Raw genomic sequence first — 13,720 nt, forward strand, 5'->3', positions numbered from 1 at the left:
ACAAGGCTGAAAATAAGCCTTGTTTTTCTATTTGAAAATTGGGTTGGCACTAATAAATACATTATCTGAAGAAAGTGATCCGTCTGAAGAAACTTCATAAGCATGGGATAAACCAACGATGCTTTGATTGTTGTAAAGCAAGTTTGCGTTATGAACTGCGCTATCTTTCCACATAACCATAGCATTTACTGCTCCTGTATCTGAAAGGATCTCGTCAACGTAAAGGTAGAAACTATTGATATTTTCTCCTTTAGCACCATAGCAGCCTAAACTTTCTAAGAGATCTTGGAAAGTACCGCCGCCAGGTCGATAGTGACTGAAGCTTACTTGCAATTCTTTTGCACGTATATCGGCAGCTTTTTGTACGACGTCGTTAAATTGCATTGGAGTAACGCCATTTTGTTGACGGTAGCTATTTAACCAAGCAAGTTCTTTTTGACGCACATAGTTGTTTAAATCACTTAATGAGATATTTTTGTATTTGAAAGTGATTGTTCGGTTTTGGTCAACCTTATTGATTATACGTTGTCCATTTTTATCAACGGTAACAGATGAATCGTCATTTCTACACAAGAAGTAGTTTTGATCGGTCATATTTTTCCAAGAAGTAGAGAAACTATCTCCCTCGTAAACCGTTTGTGTTTCAGTAGATAAAACAGCGTTTGTGTCAACGTTTATATGGTTCACAGTGACGTTGTATTGATGAGTATAGGCAAAATTGATTCCTTGATTGCTTGTAACGTTGTTTAAAGTCACAGTGTTGCTAGAGCTTTCTCTAGGGTCAAGAACAAAATTAGTGAACGTAGGTGCTTCAATTGTAATGCTTTGTCCATAAACAACGGGATAACTCTTACTGTAATTATAGAGTTCTTGGATATTTGGATCAGTATCCGAGACTTTATTTGGACGAGCTTTCACTTCAACTAGAAAGACTTCATCATAATAAAAAGTAAATGTGGTATTTGTGTTAATCGTTTGTGTTTGTGTTTCATTCCCATTTACTTGATACTGTGGTGCTTCAAAGTTAGTCAAGTCGGTTCTAGCTTTTGCAATGTAACTTGTACAAGCTTTTACTGAGACATGTTCTTCTTTTAGCAGCGTTCCAGTTTGTCGATTCATATGACGGACGGTTACCGCATATTCTGAAGGTTTAGGTTTGTGTTGCAACCCTTTAAACGCTGAATCAAGGCTATTTTTAGCGTTGTTAACTTGTGTTTGAGAAGATTTAGAATCGTCTAGTACTTTTTTAGTATTGGATAAAGCAGTCTGAAAATTTTTCCAAGATTCTTCTGTAAAATCTCCTTTAGCAGTTGATTTTACTTGGTTGTACAAGGCTTGTAATTCCGTTTTGTTCACAGTAGGAGCTGGTTTTTTCTTTAATCCCTTGTAAGCAGAATCTAATGTGTTTTTTGCACTATCCACTTGTTTTTGAGTCACTTTTGAGTCATTTAACACTTTGTTAGCATTGTTTAAAGCGGTTTGGAATGCGTTCCAGGTATTGTCGGTATAGTCACCTTTTTTCGTTCCTTTAACGCTCGTATAAAGAGCTTCTAAAGCTGATTTATTCACTTTGGGTTTAGAGGTGTCAGCTCCATACCAACCGATTCCTTCGTATTTCCAACCGTAGTCTTTGGTTAACCATTGTACTTCTTTCCAACTGGCTGTGTAATGGTGTGAACCAGATTTTACACCAGGAAGGAAAAGGCGGTAGATCGGTTTATTATTTTTTTCGGCAGAACGCCATGCAGGCCCTTCATAAGTCCAACCGTAATTTTTGGTCAACCATTGTACTTCTTTCCAACTAGCTGTGTAATGGTGATCACGAAGGCCTTTATTGTATAAGCGATAGACAAGATGGCCACCGCTAGTCGGTGCTTCCCAAGCGGGGCCTTCATAATTACCCCACTTAATCTTTACCAGGTGATCGCGTTCTTTTTTGCTAGAGGTGTAGAAATGTTCATGATTATTAGGATTGTAAAGGCGATACATGACGTTAGTTGATGCAGCGTCAACAGATCCAGCAAGAGCAAGTGTGGTAGCAAATGTTCCAATAGCTATAATAGTTTTTGGGTTTAATAATTTCATGTTTTCAACTCCTATTTGATTAGTTATTTTGTTTACATTCATAGTATAGCACGGCACACCGCGTTACGTCAACGGTATACCGTGCAATTTCTGCAATAAAATAGCCATCCTATGAAAAGTATAAGGATGGCTGTTTGTGTGCTATGAAGAAATAGATTCAGCGTATTTGGTTAGTTTGGCAGCATTATCAAATCGCATTTTTTCAATCGCACTTCTTTTTTTTATCAAATCCGCAATTGTTGATTCTGCGACTGAAGAATGTTTGCTAATTTCATATGCTGTCTTACCAGTTTCAAATAGTAACCATTCGATTTTCTCTTTATCAGCGTACATTGCAATGCTCCCTCTTGATTTTTTCTCTATTATATCTCTTTTTTGTAATAAATCACAATATTAAGAGAAAAAGTTTCTATTAGAAAGGTGGAAAATTATGAGTATCCGTTCTCCGTGTACCAGAACGTGCTTTGTTGCTACTTTCGTTATTTGATATACTAAAAATAAACGACGAAAGAAGGAATAAAATGAAGAAAAAGCAACTATGGTTTGTTTCTATGTTTGCAATATTTTTTATTATTTTAAGTGGATGTTCAAGTAACAAGAAATCTGAAGCTAAAGAAGATAATAGTTTATTGCAGCCAGGGACTGTTTGGAAAGAAGAAGTAGGAGGTCTTGTTCATAATTTAAAAATTATAGATGATACAACATGGGAATACTCTGAAAGTGTATGGCATCCAGATCCTGTACAAATAACAGTTAAGAGACAAAAAGACTATGAAGGTTTAGAAAGATTTAAAATAGTAGATTCTGCAGGCGTAAAACAATTTATAAATAAACCTGATTCTTTATTTATTGTCGTTCCTTACGAGAAGGATGGCGTAAAAAAAATGGTTTTTCTTGGATCTAGTAAGGACGAAAAGCGAACGAAAGAGAAATTGATTCATGATGGATCACAATCAAATAAATACAAATTACAAAAGACTAGCGAATGATTGCTAGTCTTTTTATTTATCCTGAAGGAGGAATCACAGTGGCAAAAGCCAAAACGCCATTTGAAAAAGCCGCGTCTAAAATATTAGAACGTCGTGGTGTTTCTGAAGCACAGTGGAAACAAGAAGTCCTTGAAAAAGCACAATTTGATCTATTAAGAGGAAAAGATAAGGACTTGGAAGGATATATCTATCAACGTGAACGCGAAAAACTTGTTTTCGATGAAATTATTAAACATTAAAAGGAGCGAACAATCTTATGTTTGAATCAATTACAATGTATTTTTTAACTCAACCGAAAGTAGTAGCTGCGGTTGATGTTTTTAGAGTAATACAAACTGCAGCTACTAATTTAAAAAATAATCTGATGATTATTGCAGCTGTTGCGGCCGTTGCTTCCATTATTATTGGAGGGATTTTCTTTTTCTTTGGACGAAGAGGAGCTGAAAACGGGAAAACACATGTAGGTTATGTATTGCTGGGTGTAGGAGTGATTTTAGCTGCTGCTTCTATCGTGTTCTCAATGTTCTCAATGTTTGGACAAACGCCACAAGGACTGTAAAAAACAAATCGAAGGAGTAAAAAGTACAATCCTACTTTTTACTCCTTTTTTATGAAAGGAGAATATTCATGTATTTTACTATTTTAGGCAATACCAAAAAAGATAAAGAGTTAATAAAAAAAGCAACGAAAGAAGTAGGAAAGCGGACTTCTTTTTTACCAAAAACAATGAAATATTCGGTCATTGAAACGGAAGAACAACTACATGCGTTAGGTAAAGTACTGGAACAAGAGAGTCAATCTTCTGTTAAGTTGACTCTCACATTACATGACACAGAAGGAAAAATAGAGAAAGCTGGTACAGAATACGTTTTTGGCCCGCTGGATTATCAAATTTCAGAAGGGTTCTATCCTACATTGATGGATTTGATCCGCCTTGATGTGTTTAAGGAAACGGATGAAACCATGAGTGTGGAAGAGTCTTATCGAAACGAAAAACTTCTACAAGTTTTAGAAGAAGAGCTAGAGAACGACCAAAGAAAAGTGAGTCAAGTGAGTGAAGTCGAAGTAAACGAAGAAGTACCATGGGAACGACCAATTTTTCCAAAGAAGGAATCAAAAGAAAAAGAGCCAGTGAATGTTGCCGAACAAGCTGATATTCCGACTCAGAAATCGATATTTGAGGAAGAGAACGAGGTAATGGATCAATTGGATGGCGATCCCTTTGAAGAAACAACGGAAGAGACGATCGAAGTAGAGATTGATCCAGTCGAAGCGAATGAAGAGCCAACATGGACTGAAGGGGATTCTCAGGAATATATTGAACCACTTATCAGTGAAGAAGTAGAGAAAAACGAAACAGAGATACAAAAGGCAACTGTATTAGATTATATTTTGGATCAATATCCGCCAGAGTATGAATGGATGAAAGAAAAAAATAAATTATTTTTAAATGAGCTTTATTCGAAATATCAATTACCCCAAACCTATCAAGCATTTTTAGAGAGTAAAGAAGAATTAATCTCACAGGGGAAAGGTACACTTTTAGAACAGTTAGAGTCTGTTCAATCAACCAATTGGCATGAGATTGCACAAGAAGATTTATTAGCTACTTTTGAAGAACGCCAACAGGAAACAGACCAAGAAATAAATGAGTATGCGACGGAACAGTCGTCGAATTGGGAGAGAGCAAAAGAGGAACTAAATAAAGAAGAACAGCGAATGATTGAAGAAGAAGTACAAAGAATCAAAGAGCGGTACGAAAAGAAACGCGACAATGCGTATTCCTTGTGTGTAGAAAAAATCAACAATTTTACTCAGACGAATCAAGAAGCGTTATCGAAAGAAAAAGATAACTTGTTAAAAGAACGTATAAGAGAACGGAAAGAAGAATTCTACCGAGGTTTGCGTACCGATAAGCTAAAGATTAGTAAAGAATTAAATGAGCAACTGAATAAGCTATATCAAACAACAACTGAAGTTCTTATGGAAAAACACGAGCAGATCCAGCAAGAATTACAAATACAAATTCCAAAATGGAAAAAAGAGTATGAAATTCAACAACAAAAATTGAAAGAACAAGAAGAAAAACAACGGCAAAAAGAAAAAGAGCGCGAACAATTAGAACTAAAAAAACGTGAACAGGATCTTGCGGAACAACAAATGGCGATAGAAAAACAACGGTTAGAGCAAGAAAAGGAAAAGGAAGCAGCTGCTCGTAAGGAACGTCAAGAACAAATGGATACATTGCGACAAGCCCAATTAAATTATCTAGCACACCCTCAACCAGTAGCTACTGTTCAAACGCCAGTGGACAACAACCAAGCAAATTTAACTCCTTCACCACAGCGTTCCTTTAACGGATGGATGGTGGGATGTATTGCAAGTTTAAGCTTGCTTCTAGGTGGAGGAACAGTATTTGCTTTTAATCATATCAATCAATCTTCACAGGCTGATTCTGCAGCCACAACGGCGTCAATCAAGGAGGAAGCCCAGGAAAAAGCAAGAAAAGAGTATGAACAACAATTAGAAGAATTATTGAATCGTACCAATCAGTCAACAACAGATTCAAGTATGGAAAACAGCAAAGAGAGTGATTCTAGTAAGACCAAAGATGGATCGAGCGATTCAACTGTACACTCAAACTCTTCCGAAAGTTCAGAATCAAATGAGGTGAAATAATGCGTGTGAGAGAAACAACGAAACGAAAAGACAAACGATTCAATTTAGAAAAGAATAGATATCTTTCTCATTTCTATCGCTATACTCCTTCAGGAGAAGAGCTACCAGAAAAACATGACAAACGTATTTCTCAAAAGATTTTTTATAGTGGCTTAGCTTATCTTCCTTTAAACTATGTTGTTACAAGAATACCAGAAGCATTTCATCGATTTGAGATTATTCCAGGAAGTTTACAAGGAGTGAATCTTTTTCAGTTACAAGAAATGCCGCAGTTATTCCATTTTGATTCAATTGGTTTTTGGAATCCTTTGACCCCAACAACGAGTTTAGGTACACGTTTAGTTGTTTCTACGATTTGTGTTGTTCCAGCTGTACTTATGGGATTGAAAATGGACATGTGGTTTCGTCCGCTAGCAGATGGGCAAAAAGGAGATAACCGATTAAAAACGTTAAAGGAAATCCAACAAATTTATCCGCAAATACCAGAATCAAAGGGAGGTTTTCCTGGTTATGGCGGAATACCAATTACTCATTATAAAAAGTACTGGTATATTCAGACGGATACAGTAAATACTTGTATTGTCGGTACTTCCCGTTCAGGGAAAGGACAGATAGAAGTTTTAGCAACCATTGACAATTTGTCGCGTGCAGAAAGACAAAGTTCAATGGTTGTTAATGATCCAAAAACAGAATTATATGTTGCTAGCAAAGATGAACTAGAAGCTAGAGGGTATGATGTGTATGCCTTTAATATCACCGATCCATTGCAATCAATGAGTGATAATCCATTGGCACTCATTGTAAAATACTGGAAACGAGGAGACATAGACACAGCGACACAGTTAACCAATACTTTCACGAATACGATTTATTATGATGCCAATGCTTCAGACAACAAATACTTTAACGAAAATGCACAGAAAGCCGTCAATGCGCTTATTTTTGCGTTGTTAGAACAAGCGGATCAAACAGGGGATTACACAAAATTAACACCGAATAATCTCGTCGAACTTCTTTCTGAGATTGGTGGTTTTAATTATCAAGATCCTGAGAATGAATTCAAGCAGCTCAATGCTTTAGATGAATTCATGAATCAGTTACCACCTGGAAATCTAGCGAAAAAGCAATACGGGGCAACAAAAATTGGTTCTGATAAGGCAAAAGGGAATATTTTATCGACGGCAATCACAGGATTGAATCCATTTACCTTAACGAAAATTGCGAAAATGACTTCTCAATCAACCATTGATTATAAATCGGTTGGGTTTCCAAAATATTTAGATTTGAAATTACATGAAAGTCTTTTAAATCAACGAGTCGTAGTGGAATTTTATCATAAAGGAAGGAAATTTCATGAGGAACGTGTAAAAGTTGGTTATAGAGGTTTTTGTGAAATCAACTTTGATTGTCACTTAGAGCAGGGAGATCATGTTTGCTTAAAATATGACCATCAAGGAAAAGAATATGTGGCCTGGTATGAATTCTCTCAAAAAGTATTGAAAGACGAAGAGGGAAATATGGTTTATCGAAAAAAACGAGGAGAAACCCATTTGCCAGAATTAGAAAAAGAAGCCGTTCTAACATTAGATGAGGATAAAAGTAACTTATTAGTAGAGTCTATTCGGATGCACTATACCGACAAACCAATGGCTATTTTTATGCTCACACCTGATTATGATCCATCTAATCATATCATTGTTAGTATTTTTCTTAGTCAGTTATACAAAGAATTATCTACGCAATGTGTTAAGACTAAAGGAGATAAGTGTCACCGTAGGATTCATTTTATTTTAGATGAATTTGGGAATATGCCACCAATGGATAATATGGAAGGAATCATGACAGTCACAGCTGGTCGAAACATGTTGTGGGATCTGTTTATTCAATCCTATCAGCAACTTTATGCGAAGTATGGGGAACAAAACGCAGCGATTATCAAAGAAAATTGTCAGACACATATTTATATTATGTCGACAGATGATAATACCATCGAAGAATTTTCTAAAAAAGTGGGGAATAAGACGGTTGAACAAGAGAACAGTACCATCAATTCATTAGGTATGAATACTCATATCAATCGCAATGTTGATTCAGATCGTATCTTAACTCCTGAAAGAATTTCTACTTTTTTAGAAGGTGAAACGATTGTACTCGCTCCTTTAAAAAGACAAGATTTGAAAGGTCATAAAATACGGCCGTATCCTATTTTTAATCATGGGGAAACAAATCTTCCTTATGCTTATCAATATATTGAAGATTTCAATCCATCGTGGGATATCAATGATATAGACATACATTGTACACATGCGGACTTGGATCTTAAGGCTTTACAAATTGATTACGATTATTTTCTACCTGATATCTATGCACGTCGACTTTATCACAATATGCACGATCAAATAGTAGAGGAAGCTAAAGAAAACATTTTTATTAAAATCGTTCAATCTTTAGACAACTCAACAGCACAAAAGTTACTTATTCAATTTTATGAAGAGAAGCAAATAGATCGTTTGCAAGAATACCTTGAAAAATTGCGTCAAAATGAAGAAATTACAGAGGTTATAAAGAAACGACTTTTGTTAGAAGCTGATAAGGCGGTGAAAGAATGATTATTGGAGGAATTTTTTCTGGCATTACCGACTGGTGGTCTGGTTTATTTGGAGAAGGTGATGCAAACCCCAAAACCGTGACGAAAGTATTACAAGAGTATAGTAATTATCTGCAATATCAAGATGTGTTCAGTTGGATTTGTAATACTTTTTTGTGGGGGCTGATTAAAGGATTATATAATCTCAACACATTGCTAGAAAAAACAATTTATCAAAGTTTTGATTTAAAAGACTTATTGAACGCTGCTGGTGTGAATGAACTGTTTCAAAGTTTGATTAGTAAGGTATTAGCTCTTTTTTGTGTCGTCACATTAATTTATTTAGGCTTGAAATTTTTTATGAGTAAACACCCACCAAAAATCAAAAATATCTTGGTGAATTTAGTCATGGCCATGATTTTGATTTTTGGTGGTAGTTCTTTAATCGATGAAGGGCTAAATATCAGTAAAAGTTTTTACGGAGACGTCACTGCAGCGAATAAAGCAGATAAAACTGGTTCACCTGCTTTTCAAATTATTCAAAATAATGTGATCGATGTAAGTACATTACTAGCGACTGACCCGAATAAAGTAGAATCCCTACCAACAGACAAAAGAAATGCCTTGACTGCTAAAAATTTTAAAACAGCGAATATCAATGGAATTATTACTCCTGACCAAGCTAAAGACATGGCGAATAAAGATAAGAGTGGGCTATCAGACATACAAAAGAATCGATTAAGAGCGTTGCAATATCGATTGGAACTGGATGATAATGGGAAAGAAATTCCTGTGGAGATTAGTGATGAAGGGTTAGCAAAATATGTGTATACTTCAGGCTATCGTCGATATATTAGCAAACCAGGAATTATTTTAGCTGGTGAAACTTCTTTGGCAGTGGCCTATTTATTTATATTATTTACGATTGTTACTTGCATTATTGAGCTAGTATTTAAAAAATTCTATTTAGTGATTGCCGCGTCAACGGACTTTGAGACAGGTCAACGGATGAAAAGTGCGATAGAAGATATTTCTCAGTCCTTCTTGTTATTGGCATTTACGATTTTAGAATTAAGAATCTATACATTGATGCTTTCGGGTATCGGGGATTTGCATGCGGCAGGAAAGATCAACGGATTCTTGTATGTTGTCGCGTTAATTGTACTAACTATTGCGCTATTCAAAGGCTCTCAATCTGTTACGAAGATTTTCGGTGTTGATACGAGTTTGAAAAACGGCAGCAATTCTCTTCTTAGCATGTTTGCTTTAGGGAATATTGCGAAAAATGTTGGCAGTGGAGCCAAAAATCTTGCAAGTGCTGGTAAGAGTGGTTTAAGCAATTTAAATGATATTCGTAAAAATGGATTTGGCAATCGAAAAGATATTACCCCTGATAACGAAGGAGAACAACCAGACGATAAAGCACTAACTGTGCCAAATAGTAAGAAAACAATTTCCGAAATGTTTGGGAAAGCGAAAAATGGTGTTTCTAAAGCCGCAGAAGGTCTTGGTTACGTCAATGAACGTGGATTAAAAGGAACGGCTGAAGATCTTACAGAAAAAGCAAAAGACGCCTTAGAAGAGAAATTAGATGGCACGAGAGCCAAAGAATTGGCTGAAACTGTGAAAAATCCATCCGAAGCACTAGAGAAACAAAAAGAAAAAGCTTCAGAAATCAAAGAAGGATTGAAAGATGCGTATGGGGAAGGACAAGTCAATGCAGCAGTAAAAGCTAATACAACAACCGAAAAAGAAAATCAAGAAGGTGCAGCGATTCCTTCAGCCAAAGATCACCAAGATGGGTTGCATTCTAACGAAAATTCAGAAGAAGAACAAAATGGTCAATTACCAAAAAAAGATCCAGAACAATATCGTTATAAATCTAACATTAATTCTGAAAATGAAAAGCGTATTTCAGATTTACCAAAACGAAATCAAGAAGTACAAACGGATGATGATTCCATCGATCTGCCAAATGATAATGGAATTGAAGTTGGATCTGGCAAATCAACGAAATTTGATTTGCCTAAGACACAAAATTTACCAACGAAAGATAGTCGTTTGAATCAATTTAATGAGAATGATCGAAGTTTTGTTCACCAATCAACTGCAGGTACTGTTCAAATGAAACCAAGTCGTTTGCCTGAAAATGGAAATCTGGCAACTGTTTCTTACAATTTATCTGAAAGTGGGGAGACAGGGAATGCGTCCGTTCAAAATGTTGTGACAAGAGAAGCTGCACCACAACCTATTCAAAAAGTTCACACGGGTTACAAGCCAGCAAATGTGGCATTTACTGCACCAACAAAAATAAATGTAACAAGAGAAACTAAAAACAGGAACAATGAATTGAAAGAAGAACTATTGAAGAATATCAAGCAATAAAAGGGCTCTTTAAGGGCTTTTTTTCTTCATAAAACATGTTATGTTAAAATGGAAAGGAGAAAATTGTGGAGGATATTTTTATGGCTACGTTTATAACTGCATTGGGAGCATTTTTAACGATATTTGTGGCGACTATTAAAGGATTTAAAGATACGGGGAGTTTACAAAAAGATCATCAGTCTATTTTAGATGGTCAAAAAACACATACCGAAAGCATTATTGTACACCTTTCAGAAGGATTCACTTATTTGAAAGATGCTATGCCCACATTCACAGTAAAATTAACGGAGCTATTTCATTCTGTTGAGCAAATATCGTCAGAATTGAAAGAGCAAAGACAACAAAAAGATCGTCAACTTGGCTCACTTAATTTTAGGCAAGAAACGATACAAGAATCATTGGAGAATTTAAATCGATTAAACGATGAAATGCAACGAGTTCATTTGGAAAACGAAGAATTACGCGCACAAAACTATGACTTGATTCAAAAGAAAAGAAACCTAGAACAAAAAATTTTTGAATTAAAAGAAGAAAATCGTCAATTGAATTATCAATTACGACGTGGAAAAAAACGTTCTCGTGATTTAGGAAATGAATTAGAGTTATAATATTTAGAAAAACGCTGTGAGAAATCACAGTGTTTTTTGTTTCTAAAAATACAAAATATAAGGAGTCTGATTATATTATGGATAAATACATTCGTATGAAAAATCCACCACGTTTTAGTGGAGAATGGAAGTTTTACGCTTTTTTCTTTTTGGATCTATTAACGATCGGTGGCTGCTTTTTTTGGGCGAAAATGGTCAATAATATTGTCCATTTACCACTCTTTTTTGCGCTTTTGAATTATGGATTATGGATTGCGATAGCCTTAGTAATTGTTTGGCAACCCTATAATAACCCAGGTCAACGACAAATTTTTGCGATTATCGAATCTATGTTCTTTACGGATAAGAACCATTATCATGCGTTAGATCCTAACCGAAATTATCATGGTACGTATAAGGAGGATGAATAAATGCGAGTCAAAGGTCAAAATTCCGTTGACAGGAAATCCATTTTGCAGTTTGGAAAACCAGAAGAGCGCTCTATCTTGGACTTATTTCCTTATAAATCTTGTACAGAAGAGGGAGTCTTAGTTACTAAAGAAGATCATTTTCAACGTTATTATCGTGTAGTTTCCACTGACGTGGAGGGATTAAATGAACAAGAGAAACTGGAGCGAATGAATCAGTTGACCACCGTCATGCGTACGTATGTGCCAACAATTAAGTTAGTTAGTTTGACCACAGAAACGGATCTAACGGAACAAATCGTGCAAAAGCGGCAGTTATTAGATAAGAATCGTATGGAACAATCCTTAGGAAGAAATCTACAGCGATTAAGAAAATATGAAAAGAAATTAGTAGAGGAGATCCAGGAATTGAAACGAGCAGAACAAGAACGTCCTGACTTAAGTTTCTTTTTCATCATTGAAGGAAAGACAATCAAGGATTTACAAACCAGAAACCGTCAGTTAATGCGATCTAGTGGCATTTTAGGGTTAAAACCACTTTACAAAAAAGAATTGATCAAGATTCTTTATCGAATGAACAATATGAATGATGAGTAGTAGTTGACTGAATATAAAAATAACAACAATTATATGGATGTGATAAAATGGAGGAAAACATGTCAGATAAAATGAATAATAGCTATCATAACAAAGCAATACCTAAAATTGAAAAAGGAATGTGGCAAGTAGAGGATCATACACAAGGTGAAGAATGTGTGGAGGAATTGATGTTTATGATGAAAGATAAATATCATGAATTTTCTTTAGGATTATCAACTGTTTTAAAGTGTTTAGCAATTGCAGAAAAAGAAGGGTATGTTCCGCCTTTGTCAGATGATTGGTGGCTTCAAATTCGTCAAATTTGATGGGAAAGGGAGATTGAATGGATTCTTTCAAAACTAAAGTAGGATTTAGTAAAGTGTATAGGATAACGCCTGCTAGCTATGAAAAACAAACAAAAAAAAGAAGACCGTACGTACTAGAAAGAGAAGGAAGGGATTCTTATTATGCCGTTTGTCCGGAGTGCGATAATCCAATTCAAATTATTGGATTATATAAAGAAACACGGGAATCTGGAAGAAAACCATATGGCAAGCATCATAAAGGTACAATTCCATATTTGGCTAAGTATTCAGAAGAAGACTATTTGGAATGTCCATTTTCTAACTCAAAGTGGAAAAAAACGTCTGGAAGAAGAAGTACAAGTAGCCCACTAGCAAATCGTATTCTTTTAACATTAGAAGAACAGTTTGATCGTATTATTTATATATTAAAAAAACAAACTGGTCTTCTTATCAACAAAAAATTAGCAAAAGAGATGCTTACCACTTACTTAAAAAACGAAGGGTGGTTATACAAGGAAGCAACTTTAAACAATCTTCCATGGATTTTTGGACAATGTAGTCCTGCGATTCCTCTATTTGGAAGGATGATTGAAAAAAATAGTGAGCTTCATCAGGTAATTCAAGAAAATTGTCCAGAAGTTCAATTCGTACCTGCATCTTTTTCTTCTGATTACGTTCAAATAAAGAATCAGGAAGGAATGTTTGTTACCCTGTATTTTACCTTTTTAAACCATGAAAAATGCGTGGTAGAGGAAGAAATACATGAAACGATGGATTTTTTAGTTTTTAGAGAGAATCGATTGGAAGAAGATGACATAATATTCAGTAAAACTTTGCCTATTGAATCAGTGTACTTTTCAAATTTAGCTTTATCTAAAAAATGTGAAGACAATCGAAATCAAGAGTTATTAAAATTAGCAAAGAATATGATTCATTTGTATGTCTCAAAATAAATAATCACTCGTAAAAAGAAGTCAGCGAAGTCTATTTTAAATAGGCTTCTTTTTTATTGATTTAAGCGTTCATTTCCCAGCCTATTTAGATAGGTGATGAATAAGAATGGAGGAAGCAAGTAGATGAATAATCATTTTCAATG

The 13,720-nt window shown here is 35.3% G+C and carries 13 protein-coding genes; 11 read left to right on the forward strand and 2 right to left on the reverse strand.

Annotated features, from left to right (window positions below; all coding sequences use genetic code 11):
- Positions 1 to 27: 27 nt before the first annotated feature.
- Both IGK81_RS13255 and IGK81_RS13260 read right to left on the reverse strand, forming a co-directional pair.
- The gene (locus IGK81_RS13255) at positions 28 to 2,085 is read right to left on the reverse strand and encodes a CAP domain-containing protein (RefSeq protein WP_306690534.1); all 2,058 of its coding nucleotides are present in this window, start codon (positions 2,083 to 2,085) and stop codon (positions 28 to 30) included.
- Positions 2,086 to 2,226: 141 nt separating this feature from the next.
- Positions 2,227 to 2,418 (reverse strand): hypothetical protein, encoded by a 192-nt coding sequence (locus IGK81_RS13260; protein ID WP_288322494.1) that lies wholly within the window; start codon positions 2,416 to 2,418, stop codon positions 2,227 to 2,229.
- Between the two features lie 188 nt (positions 2,419 to 2,606).
- Here IGK81_RS13260 and IGK81_RS13265 point away from each other — a divergent pair, with 188 nt between their 5' ends.
- From IGK81_RS13265 to IGK81_RS13315, 11 genes are all read left to right on the forward strand, one after another.
- On the forward strand, positions 2,607 to 3,074 hold the full coding sequence (locus IGK81_RS13265) for a hypothetical protein (protein ID WP_201646770.1): 468 nt from the start codon (positions 2,607 to 2,609) through the stop codon (positions 3,072 to 3,074).
- Complete coding sequence (locus IGK81_RS13270) at positions 3,071 to 3,313, forward strand: DUF5415 family protein (protein WP_094940051.1); 243 nt, start codon at positions 3,071 to 3,073, stop codon at positions 3,311 to 3,313. Before IGK81_RS13265 ends, IGK81_RS13270 begins: the two co-directional genes overlap by 4 nt.
- 17 nt (positions 3,314 to 3,330) lie before the next feature.
- The gene (locus IGK81_RS13275; protein ID WP_306690532.1) at positions 3,331 to 3,633 is read left to right on the forward strand and encodes a TrbC/VirB2 family protein; all 303 of its coding nucleotides are present in this window, start codon (positions 3,331 to 3,333) and stop codon (positions 3,631 to 3,633) included.
- A 68-nt stretch (positions 3,634 to 3,701) separates the two neighbouring features.
- Positions 3,702 to 5,753 carry a hypothetical protein gene (locus IGK81_RS13280; RefSeq protein ID WP_306690531.1) on the forward strand — a complete coding sequence of 684 codons (2,052 nt, stop codon included), beginning with the start codon at positions 3,702 to 3,704 and terminating at the stop codon, positions 5,751 to 5,753.
- Positions 5,753 to 8,362 (forward strand): VirD4-like conjugal transfer protein, CD1115 family, encoded by a 2,610-nt coding sequence (locus IGK81_RS13285; RefSeq protein WP_094940054.1) that lies wholly within the window; start codon positions 5,753 to 5,755, stop codon positions 8,360 to 8,362. Before IGK81_RS13280 ends, IGK81_RS13285 begins: the two co-directional genes overlap by 1 nt.
- On the forward strand, positions 8,359 to 10,725 hold the full coding sequence (locus IGK81_RS13290) for a pLS20_p028 family conjugation system transmembrane protein (protein WP_431393428.1): 2,367 nt from the start codon (positions 8,359 to 8,361) through the stop codon (positions 10,723 to 10,725). Before IGK81_RS13285 ends, IGK81_RS13290 begins: the two co-directional genes overlap by 4 nt.
- A gap of 80 nt (positions 10,726 to 10,805) precedes the next feature.
- Complete coding sequence (locus tag IGK81_RS13295; RefSeq protein ID WP_220378623.1) at positions 10,806 to 11,333, forward strand: hypothetical protein; 528 nt, start codon at positions 10,806 to 10,808, stop codon at positions 11,331 to 11,333.
- A 77-nt stretch (positions 11,334 to 11,410) separates the two neighbouring features.
- Entirely contained in the window at positions 11,411 to 11,743 is a 333-nt protein-coding gene (locus IGK81_RS13300) for a hypothetical protein (protein ID WP_181933581.1), read from the forward strand.
- Positions 11,744 to 12,337 (forward strand): hypothetical protein, encoded by a 594-nt coding sequence (locus IGK81_RS13305; RefSeq protein WP_096573209.1) that lies wholly within the window; start codon positions 11,744 to 11,746, stop codon positions 12,335 to 12,337.
- Between the two features lie 59 nt (positions 12,338 to 12,396).
- Complete coding sequence (locus IGK81_RS13310; RefSeq protein WP_258924995.1) at positions 12,397 to 12,645, forward strand: hypothetical protein; 249 nt, start codon at positions 12,397 to 12,399, stop codon at positions 12,643 to 12,645.
- 17 nt (positions 12,646 to 12,662) lie between these two features.
- Entirely contained in the window at positions 12,663 to 13,577 is a 915-nt protein-coding gene (locus tag IGK81_RS13315; RefSeq protein WP_306690529.1) for a hypothetical protein, read from the forward strand.
- Positions 13,578 to 13,720 lie beyond the last annotated feature (143 nt).

The sequence above is a fragment of the Enterococcus sp. DIV0703 genome, from assembly GCF_051711065.1.
Classification (GTDB): Bacteria; Bacillota; Bacilli; order Lactobacillales; family Enterococcaceae; genus Enterococcus_B; species Enterococcus_B hirae.

Excerpts from the sequence above, each read along its gene's own strand:
- IGK81_RS13255 (WP_306690534.1), bottom strand. The coding sequence starts at position 2,085 with ATGAAATTATTAAACCCAAAAACTATTATAGCTATTGGAACATTTGCT.
- IGK81_RS13260 (WP_288322494.1), bottom strand. The coding sequence starts at position 2,418 with ATGTACGCTGATAAAGAGAAAATCGAATGGTTACTATTTGAAACTGGT.
- IGK81_RS13265 (WP_201646770.1), top strand. The coding sequence starts at position 2,607 with ATGAAGAAAAAGCAACTATGGTTTGTTTCTATGTTTGCAATATTTTTT.
- IGK81_RS13270 (WP_094940051.1), top strand. The coding sequence starts at position 3,071 with ATGATTGCTAGTCTTTTTATTTATCCTGAAGGAGGAATCACAGTGGCA.
- IGK81_RS13275 (WP_306690532.1), top strand. The coding sequence starts at position 3,331 with ATGTTTGAATCAATTACAATGTATTTTTTAACTCAACCGAAAGTAGTA.
- IGK81_RS13280 (WP_306690531.1), top strand. The coding sequence starts at position 3,702 with ATGTATTTTACTATTTTAGGCAATACCAAAAAAGATAAAGAGTTAATA.
- IGK81_RS13285 (WP_094940054.1), top strand. The coding sequence starts at position 5,753 with ATGCGTGTGAGAGAAACAACGAAACGAAAAGACAAACGATTCAATTTA.
- IGK81_RS13290 (WP_431393428.1), top strand. The coding sequence starts at position 8,359 with ATGATTATTGGAGGAATTTTTTCTGGCATTACCGACTGGTGGTCTGGT.
- IGK81_RS13295 (WP_220378623.1), top strand. The coding sequence starts at position 10,806 with ATGGCTACGTTTATAACTGCATTGGGAGCATTTTTAACGATATTTGTG.
- IGK81_RS13300 (WP_181933581.1), top strand. The coding sequence starts at position 11,411 with ATGGATAAATACATTCGTATGAAAAATCCACCACGTTTTAGTGGAGAA.
- IGK81_RS13305 (WP_096573209.1), top strand. The coding sequence starts at position 11,744 with ATGCGAGTCAAAGGTCAAAATTCCGTTGACAGGAAATCCATTTTGCAG.
- IGK81_RS13310 (WP_258924995.1), top strand. The coding sequence starts at position 12,397 with ATGTCAGATAAAATGAATAATAGCTATCATAACAAAGCAATACCTAAA.
- IGK81_RS13315 (WP_306690529.1), top strand. The coding sequence starts at position 12,663 with ATGGATTCTTTCAAAACTAAAGTAGGATTTAGTAAAGTGTATAGGATA.